This is a genomic window from Cyanobacteriota bacterium, from assembly GCA_025054735.1.
In the GTDB taxonomy this organism is placed as follows: Bacteria; Cyanobacteriota; Cyanobacteriia; order SKYG9; family SKYG9; genus SKYG9.
Genome location: JANWZG010000164.1, coordinates 1 through 7946 on the forward strand (window position 1 = coordinate 1; position 7946 = coordinate 7946).

Below are 7946 nucleotides of genomic sequence, written 5' to 3' on the forward strand. Positions count from 1 at the left end.
AGGCATACCGGGTCGTCGTGAGGGTGCAGGCACTAGAGGCTGTACCCTGGAAAGTCCACAGCCATCACCTGCTGGTAGAACGATCGCAATCAACGGCAAATCGTCACCCAACCTGGTAGCACTGATTCCAGAATCCAACATTGGTGCAACTCTGGCAGCATATCCCACATTCTTCTGGTACGTGCCTGCCAATTCCCTCAAGGTTGGTCGGTTTACGCTCTACGATTCCTATGGTGCTAACCGCAAAAAACTCTATGAAACTCGGTTGAACCTAGATGGGACACCAGGCGTAATCAGCTTGAGGTTACCTGATAATGGTACAGTTCCCCCGCTGGAACTAAACCGTACCTATTACTGGGTATTTCGCGTATTTTGTGACCCTCTGGATCGGAGTGGTGACTTGCAAGTAGAAGGCTTTGTGCAGCGTGTAAAGGCTAGTGCCAGTTTAGAAGAGCGCCTGCGGACAGCAACAGCACGAGAGCGTCCGACAATTTACGCGGCTAGTGGTCTTTGGCATGAAACCCTTATTAGTCTGGTGGAGTTACGGCAGGCAAATCCCAACGATCGCTCAGTGCAAACTGATTGGGAAAGCCTAATGCAGGTCATTAGGCTAGAGAGTCTAGCTAAAGAAGCCATCGTACCCTGCTGTCAAGTGCAAGCTAGTTCATCTCGTTAAAATCACAGGTCTTAAATGGCTAGTTTCCTGGTGGTTAGTCATATACAGCTTCTTCAGTACTTAAAGCATCAATGGCAACGGTTGGGGGCAATCGTCTTCATAGCATCCAGTGGGCTAACCGTGTCACCAACTCTAGCGCAGGGCAACTTGGGGCGAACCTTGTTGCAGCAAGTAGGGCAATGTGTTCAGCAGGATATTATTCGTCAGCGACTCTTTTCCCAAGAAGCCTTAGAACTTGCTTCGATGAATTGTACCTTCCGGGTGGTGGTGTTAACCCCAGAGGGGAAGGTGCGTCAGGATGCTGAAGCACGGATGTTGGCCCTAGTGCAAGCTAGTGGAGCGCAAGTGCCATTACCTGACAGCCAAGGGCGAGCAATGGTGCCCTTAACGGTTTTACCAGGAGATGATGTCTTTACGGTTCCGGTGCGGATAGGGAATCAAACCTATCCTTTTCTTGTGGACACAGGTGCCTCTAGCTCTATTATCGATAGTCAAATTGCCCGTCGGCTAGGCTTGCGTGGCACTCAAATTCCCAGTAGGTTGTTGTCTTACATGGTGGTGGGAAATGACTGTACAAACGTGAAGGCGACTGTGCATCCGTTGCCTACCCTTCAGGTGGGTAATGCTACTGTTCGGGGTCTTAGGGGCATGGGCCTAGAGCGCAAAGACATTCCAGGGCGGCTAGGGGGAGTGTTGGGGATGGACTTCCTCAGTGGATTTGATGTCATGATTAATCCTCGATCGCGACAGTTGCAACTCTCACCTCCTACCCCGCTCAGTAAGACAGGAATCCCATTGCAAGGCAAAATGGGCCTGATGACGGTTTCAGTGCAGATTAATGGTCGAGGGCCATTCACTCTAGCGTTGGACACAGGGGCAACTTGGATGGTGCTATCACCTGCGCTAGCACGACGCTTGCAGATTAATATCGCAGCAGCAGAACCCATGGAAGTGCAAGGATTTTGTGGTTCTGAAACTGGCAAACTGGTGACCTTAAATCAAGTGCTTATCCAAACTCACCAGGTTAATCAGTTGCAGGCGATCGTTTTGTTAAACAGCGAACCGTTGGATCTCTTGCAAGTAGACGGCATTGTTGGACAAAACTTTCTCAACCGTTACCAGCAACGTTGGCAATTTGGCCAGCGCAGTCCCCTTGGCTATCCCACGTCGGGCAGGTTAGAGTTGATACCCTTGCGCCCATAACTCATTCAATCTGTTGTGTATTCCACGTGAAACTGCCATCTGCTTGGGGAATTGGATAGGCCAAGCGCCATGTTTTGCCTTCCGACTGACGTTGTAGGTAAAGCGTGAATGATTGCTGGCGTTGTGTCAAGCGCCGTTCTGGCCAGTAGAGGATGGCATCATACAAGCCTTGCACTTGATAGCCTAATAGGTTCTCGATTGGTAATGCTTGTTTCTTAACAATGCGAAATCGCTGGATGTCTACCAAGGGTAGAGTCGTAGATGGCAATCTCAACTGTTGAGCCAATAACTCAGCAGTCTGACCAAGGTGCATTGCTAGTGCTCGTTCTACTACATCACTAGGCAATACTGATGATGGGCTACAAGCAGATAACCCCACCGCTAGGAAAATCAGTGCAGCAATCCCTAGCACCTGTATTGCACGCAGGAATTGGCATTGAATAATCCGCACAGGTGCCATAGTTACGGTGACGCTGAGGGTGAACTGAGTCCCCCAATGCGATCAGGAGGCCAAAAGCGCACAAATGCTCGGCCAATGATGCGATCGCGAGGCACAAATCCCCAATAGTGGCTATCGTAGCTATTATTACGATTGTCTCCTAAGACTAGGTATTGCCCATCGGGAATCACCTTCGGTCCCCACTGATAGTTTGGAGGCTCTTCAATGTAAGGTTCTCGCAATGGTTTACCGTTAATAAAGACTCGTCCACCATTCACTTCCACAGTTTCACCCGGTAGACCAATTACACGCTTGATAAAAGCATCTTTGAATTTCTGCTCCTTAAGAGCATCGGTAGGTTCAAAAACAATGATATCCCCTCGTTGGGGTGCACTGAACCGATAGGAGACTTTATCAACAATCAAGCGATCTCTTTCGATCAATGTTGGTCGCATTGATCCCGACGGGATCCAACGAGCCTCAGCTACAAATGTACGAATGCCCAGAGCTAGAACAACACTGAGGACGATCGTCTTTACACCTTCTACCCAAGGATTTTCTGGGACTTGTGCTTGCCCTTTAGCAGATTTATCAGCAGTTAGTTCTATTGGGTTATTCTCAGCCATATCATTCAGGAATTAGGACAATTACGGTAAACGTGTCTCCACACTAGACTTGGTGAGGCTGTTGATGGGAGATGAACAGTCTATCGAGTAGACCAGAAATAATGTATCGTCACGATAGCATGTCCTACAGATTGAGGGAAAATGCATAGACAGTCATTTCCATCATAGCCACGACAGATCCAATATGTCTGCTGTTTCTCCGTTGATCATACGAAATGCCAACATCTTGCTGGCTAACGGCGAATTTGTTCGCAGTGATTTAAGCAGCCACAACGGCAAAATCACTCAAATTGCTTCAGATATTGCCAACCCTGACCAGATTCCTGAATTAGATGCTACGGGATTAACATTGCTCCCTGGAGTTATTGATCCCCAAGTGCATTTTCGTGAACCAGGATTAGAGCACAAGGAGGACTTGTTCACAGCTAGCTGCGCTTGTGCTAGAGGTGGTGTGACATCATTTCTAGAGATGCCCAATACCCGACCACTCACCACTACTCAGGCTGCATTAGACGACAAGTTAAGACGAGCGGCTGAAAAATGCCTTGTGAACTATGGTTTCTTTATTGGCGCTACGGCTACGAATTTGCCTGACCTGCTGACTGCAAGCCCCACACCAGGGATCAAAATTTTTATGGGATCCATGCATGGTGAGCTGTTAGTATCTGAGGAATCGGTACTTGCAACGATTTTCTCTCAGGGATCACGGTTGATTGCTGTTCATGCTGAAGATCAAGCTCGGATTGTTCAACGCCGACAACAGTTCGCAGGCATAACAGATCCTGCAATTCATTCCCAAATCCAAGACAGCCAGGCAGCACTGTTAGCTACTCAGCAGGCCCTAGCACTATCAAAACGGTATCAGCGACGGTTACATATTTTACACTTGTCTACAGCAGAGGAGGCGGAGTTGCTGCGGCAAGACAAGCCAGCATGGGTCACGGCAGAGGTCACTCCTCAACACTTGTTATTGAATACAGATGCCTATGAGCAGATTGGCACACTAGCCCAGATGAACCCACCGCTACGATCGCCCCACGACAATGCTGTTTTGTGGCAAGCACTTCTGGATGGAGTGTTAGACTTTATTGCCACTGATCACGCACCCCACACATTGGCAGAAAAGGCACAGCCCTATCCCAACAGTCCCTCAGGGATGCCGGGAGTGGAGACTTCTCTAGCGCTCATGTTGACCCAGGCAGCTCAGGGACGTTGCACAGTTGCTCAGGTAGCCCACTGGATGTCAACAGCAGTGGCTGAAGCCTATGGAATTCCCAACAAGGGCAAAATTGCTCCGGGCTATGATGCTGATTTGGTGTTGGTGGATCTGAATGCCTATCAACCAGTCCGCCGAGAAGACCTGTTGACGAAGTGTGGTTGGAGTCCGTTTGAGGGATGGAACTTAACAGGCTGGGCGCAGGTGACGATCGTTGGTGGACAGATTGTGTACAATCGGGGGCAACTGAACCATAAGGTAAGAGGACAAGCATTACAGTTTATCTAGCCAATCTCTGCGCTAGTCTCTCACCAATGCCAAAACCGTTATTCCAGCAAAATTTCGACCCACTTGGGAGGCGCAGGAATTGGGTTCCCTAGCCGCTCCAGCATCAGTGATGCCACTAAGTGCACAACAAAGGCATATATCAAGTTATTCAAGACTACCATCGTGATGATCAATATCTGCACAAACCATAGGCTCGGCTGTGCCAGTAGGCCAAGTTTAATGAACAGCCACTCAGCCAACTCAGTAATCTGGGTGGTGACATAAAGCCAGAGGTCGTCACCCAGTAGGATAGATACTAGCCAAATGCGGAAAAAGAAGCCAATCGTTCCTAACAGCGTTCCCATGGCAATGCTGCTATACCAGTTCATGCCCCATCGCCACCAAGCCCCAAACTGTACGCCCATTACCCCATAAGGGATAACAAATTGGATGCTACGGGGCGGCCCCATCAACACAGAAAGTAGCAGCCCAGAAACAATTGTGCCCATCCAGGCAGCGCGTCCGCCCCATCGGAGATAGATGAGCGCAATAGGGATAGGAAAAAAGATACGCAGTACTGGCCCTAGAGGAAAGTAATAATTGACAAGCCAAATTAGGCTCGATGCACTGGCTAGGAACGCTGTCTCGACCATAACAAGTGTGACAGTTTTATGCCGGGTTGCCTTCAGGGGCGATGGCTGCCACTGTTCCAAATCGCTAGCATTTGAGGCGATCGTGTCAGGGCGAGGATTAGGTAAGTCAGACATTGGGGGTTAGTAACAAGAGGGTGAATTGGGATCTAGGTATCCAATTGATGCATTCAGATAACTCGTAATGACGCTAACTAAGCTCTAGAGCATCATGCGTTCGATGGCGATTAGATCTGGAATGCACAACACATCTCGATCGCGAATGATCGTCCCCTTCTTTTCTAGTTTATTTAAGACTCGTGTTACTGTTTCCCTTGCTAGCCCACTCAGGCTACTCAATTCTCGATGGGGTAAGTTGGGAATCTCAATCCCTTCGCTGGTACGTTTCCCCTGGCCTTCTGCTAGGAATAGCAAAATATCTGCGACCCGCGACGTGCTATCAGACTCTCGCAGACGTAAACGGCGATTGACTTGGCGCAAACGGCGTGCCATCAACTGAGCTAGCCGGATTCCCGCTTGAGGTTCTGAACTCAGCAGTTGCACAAAGTCTTGGGCAGGCATGTTGCCAATTGTAGTGCGAGCTAGGGTGATTACGTCGGTCGATCGCGGTACTTCATCTAGGGGAGCCATCTCGCCAAACAGTTCCCCCTTACCTAGAATATTGAGGGTAATTTCCTTGCCATCCAGGTTGTAGGTGCGAATCTTCACCCAGCCATCTAAGATGAAATAGACGGATGTTCCCCAGTCATTTTCTAGCAAAATCACCTGATTAGCGGGATGCTCACGGGTAACCATGTGCGCTGTTGCCCGCTCTATGGCGCTATCAGGGAGCCCCTGAAAGAAGGGGGCTGATCGTACCATTGCAGCATGGGCTTGGCTATCGCGAGGGTTATAGCGTTCTTCCATTGGGTTCAGCAGACAACAACAGTTTTGAGCTTAGACTATAGTTATAGTCAATAGTTATAGTCAATTGTATTGAATCTAAGTTACAGGACACTATAGCGTTATGGTTCTACGTTCCAGCAAGACTTGCAAGTGACTCCTACTACATCTATCTGTCTATGATTTCAGTAGACTAATGTCTTAGCAAATCAAACTAGCGTGACTGTAGTCTCTGAAATCCTAAGAGGGTTAGTATGTAGACGCATTGCTAAAGGTAGAGAGTGTTAATGATAAAAAATTTATCGGCATGTGCTTTTCAGTAGTCCTGAATAGCCAGAATATAGCTTTAGAGCATAACAAACTTTACTTAGCTTGGTTAAATTTAGTTTTCTAAAAAAGCGTTACGTTTTTGGGTTTCTAGCATACACTTCTGGCAATCATGGCTGGCAGCTATTAGGTTAATAATCACGTACTTTGGTAACGGTGAAAGTATAGAAAATCATAATCAACCATAACTAGTTGGCACTTACATGGGAATACTAGTACATGGGAATACTAGTAGATGCCTTAACTCTTACATTCATGGAAACCAAAACTATTTCAGTGGACTTTAACGAACTACATCGATGAAGTATTGATGAACTTACTAACTTACTAAATTGATGAACATACCAATCTGCATTGATAAAAGGAGGCTTAATTACTGTAGGACAGCACTATCAGGTAATACAGGTTAGATGGTGCGGGTTCTAATCCGAGACAACTTTGTTAGACGGGTTAGACATAATCAAGGTGGGCATAACACTATTGCTATTATTCAAGTGTAGTCAGGGATCCGAGTTGTGAGTGGTCAGAGAGAACAGCTACAGGCACTAATCGCAGACATTGATGGAGTACTTGGAAGGGCAACTCCTAATTTGCCATGGGTAATGTCAGGAGGGACAGCAGAGCAGCGGCAACTTTTGGAGCGGGTTCGTAGCTATCTAGCTAGCTTGAATCCTGAGCCGAGTAGTATGGGAAATCACCGGTTAGACGATCGCCCTGGCTGGAGTGGAGGTAGCATGAGCCATGTGACAGATGCCATGCAACCGCAGCAAGTATCCCAGCAAATTCTTCAAGCGGTCATGCATGAACTAAGTTATCTGCGGGCAGGCTTGCTACAGCCTATTCAGGCGGATATAGAACGATTGCAGCAACAGCGTGCTGCCTTACAGGCGGAAATTACCCAGTTAGAGCTACGAAAACAATACTATCTACAGAGTCAAGAGTCGTCGGCATTACCACTGGAAGCACTGCGCACGTTAATTAACCAACTGCAAGCAGTTTTGACACAGTCTAGCCTGCCATCATCAGGTCAGGTATTGTCGGGTGAGGTTACTAGTCCTGAGTTGCTGGGGCAGGGCTATGCTACACAGCAAATTCAGCAATTGCAGGCTCTTCAGGCCCAATCCGATCGTCTATTGATGAGTCTAGACACAACGCTGCGGATTGTTTGTGAATCTCTGCAACATAATCTCAGAACCTACGAAGAGTCATTGTCTCAGGGCCTGCAAAAGATGCATAGCTTGGGGCAGCAGGGTGAAATGATGTTCACCGCTTGGATGAATTTTTTGGTGCAACGGTTGGGGCAAGAAACTGCTGCCTATTTGCAAGGCTCGTATCTTTCTGCTAACCCATCACTGGCGAATACAGCTACTTCAGATAGCCAGTCATCCTCAACTCTGGGCACTACAGCCCGGCTGACTCCCCAGACCCAGCGCGTGCTAGATCAGTTGGGAATTACGCCACCTGTTATCGATATGCCCTATCCGGGCATGGAGATGCCATCTGCCACTGATGGTTCGTTAAGTGGTTCGTTAAGTAGTCGCTTTAGCCTAGAGGGCATGGATTTGGATGATTTGGATATTTCAGATCTAAATCTAGGCTCACCTCAGCCAGGGGTTGCTCAAGCTGACGATCGTACACCCCACCAGCAAACCCAGGACAT

General features: G+C 48.2%; 8 protein-coding genes. 4 read left to right on the forward strand and 4 right to left on the reverse strand.

Annotated features, from left to right (window positions below):
- Nucleotides 1–676, forward strand: a 676-nt coding sequence (locus NZ772_09490) for a DUF928 domain-containing protein (protein ID MCS6813786.1), incomplete at its 5' end; no start/stop codon positions are given.
- Between the two features lie 15 nt (nucleotides 677–691).
- Entirely contained in the window at nucleotides 692–1879 is a 1188-nt protein-coding gene (locus tag NZ772_09495) for a retroviral-like aspartic protease family protein (GenBank protein ID MCS6813787.1), read from the forward strand.
- A 1-nt stretch (nucleotide 1880) separates the two neighbouring features.
- Here the strand turns inward: NZ772_09495 and NZ772_09500 are convergent, their stop codons facing one another.
- Entirely contained in the window at nucleotides 1881–2339 is a 459-nt protein-coding gene (locus NZ772_09500) for a hypothetical protein (GenBank protein MCS6813788.1), read from the reverse strand.
- Nucleotides 2340–2341: 2 nt separating this feature from the next.
- On the reverse strand, nucleotides 2342–2944 hold the full coding sequence (gene lepB, locus NZ772_09505; GenBank protein MCS6813789.1) for a signal peptidase I: 603 nt from the start codon (nucleotides 2942–2944) through the stop codon (nucleotides 2342–2344).
- 184 nt (nucleotides 2945–3128) lie between these two features.
- Here lepB and NZ772_09510 point away from each other — a divergent pair, with 184 nt between their 5' ends.
- A complete protein-coding gene (locus NZ772_09510; GenBank protein MCS6813790.1) occupies nucleotides 3129–4448 on the forward strand; it encodes a dihydroorotase in 1320 nt (439 codons plus the stop codon).
- A gap of 38 nt (nucleotides 4449–4486) precedes the next feature.
- On the opposite strand, the gene NZ772_09515 is transcribed toward NZ772_09510, so the two are convergent.
- Both NZ772_09515 and NZ772_09520 read right to left on the reverse strand, forming a co-directional pair.
- The gene (locus NZ772_09515) at nucleotides 4487–5194 is read right to left on the reverse strand and encodes a DUF2232 domain-containing protein (protein MCS6813791.1); all 708 of its coding nucleotides are present in this window, start codon (nucleotides 5192–5194) and stop codon (nucleotides 4487–4489) included.
- A gap of 84 nt (nucleotides 5195–5278) precedes the next feature.
- Nucleotides 5279–5983 carry a Crp/Fnr family transcriptional regulator gene (locus NZ772_09520; protein MCS6813792.1) on the reverse strand — a complete coding sequence of 235 codons (705 nt, stop codon included), beginning with the start codon at nucleotides 5981–5983 and terminating at the stop codon, nucleotides 5279–5281.
- Between the two features lie 818 nt (nucleotides 5984–6801).
- Between NZ772_09520 and NZ772_09525 the strand changes: the two genes are divergently transcribed.
- A partial coding sequence (locus tag NZ772_09525) for a hypothetical protein (GenBank protein ID MCS6813793.1) occupies nucleotides 6802–7946 on the forward strand: 1145 nt, incomplete at its 3' end.

Bases quoted from the DNA above. Each gene is read 5' to 3' on its own strand.
- NZ772_09495 (MCS6813787.1), top strand. From the start codon at position 692: ATGGCTAGTTTCCTGGTGGTTAGTCATATACAGCTTCTTCAGTACTTA.
- NZ772_09500 (MCS6813788.1), bottom strand. From the start codon at position 2,339: ATGGCACCTGTGCGGATTATTCAATGCCAATTCCTGCGTGCAATACAG.
- lepB (MCS6813789.1), bottom strand. From the start codon at position 2,944: ATGGCTGAGAATAACCCAATAGAACTAACTGCTGATAAATCTGCTAAA.
- NZ772_09510 (MCS6813790.1), top strand. From the start codon at position 3,129: ATGTCTGCTGTTTCTCCGTTGATCATACGAAATGCCAACATCTTGCTG.
- NZ772_09515 (MCS6813791.1), bottom strand. From the start codon at position 5,194: ATGTCTGACTTACCTAATCCTCGCCCTGACACGATCGCCTCAAATGCT.
- NZ772_09520 (MCS6813792.1), bottom strand. From the start codon at position 5,983: ATGGAAGAACGCTATAACCCTCGCGATAGCCAAGCCCATGCTGCAATG.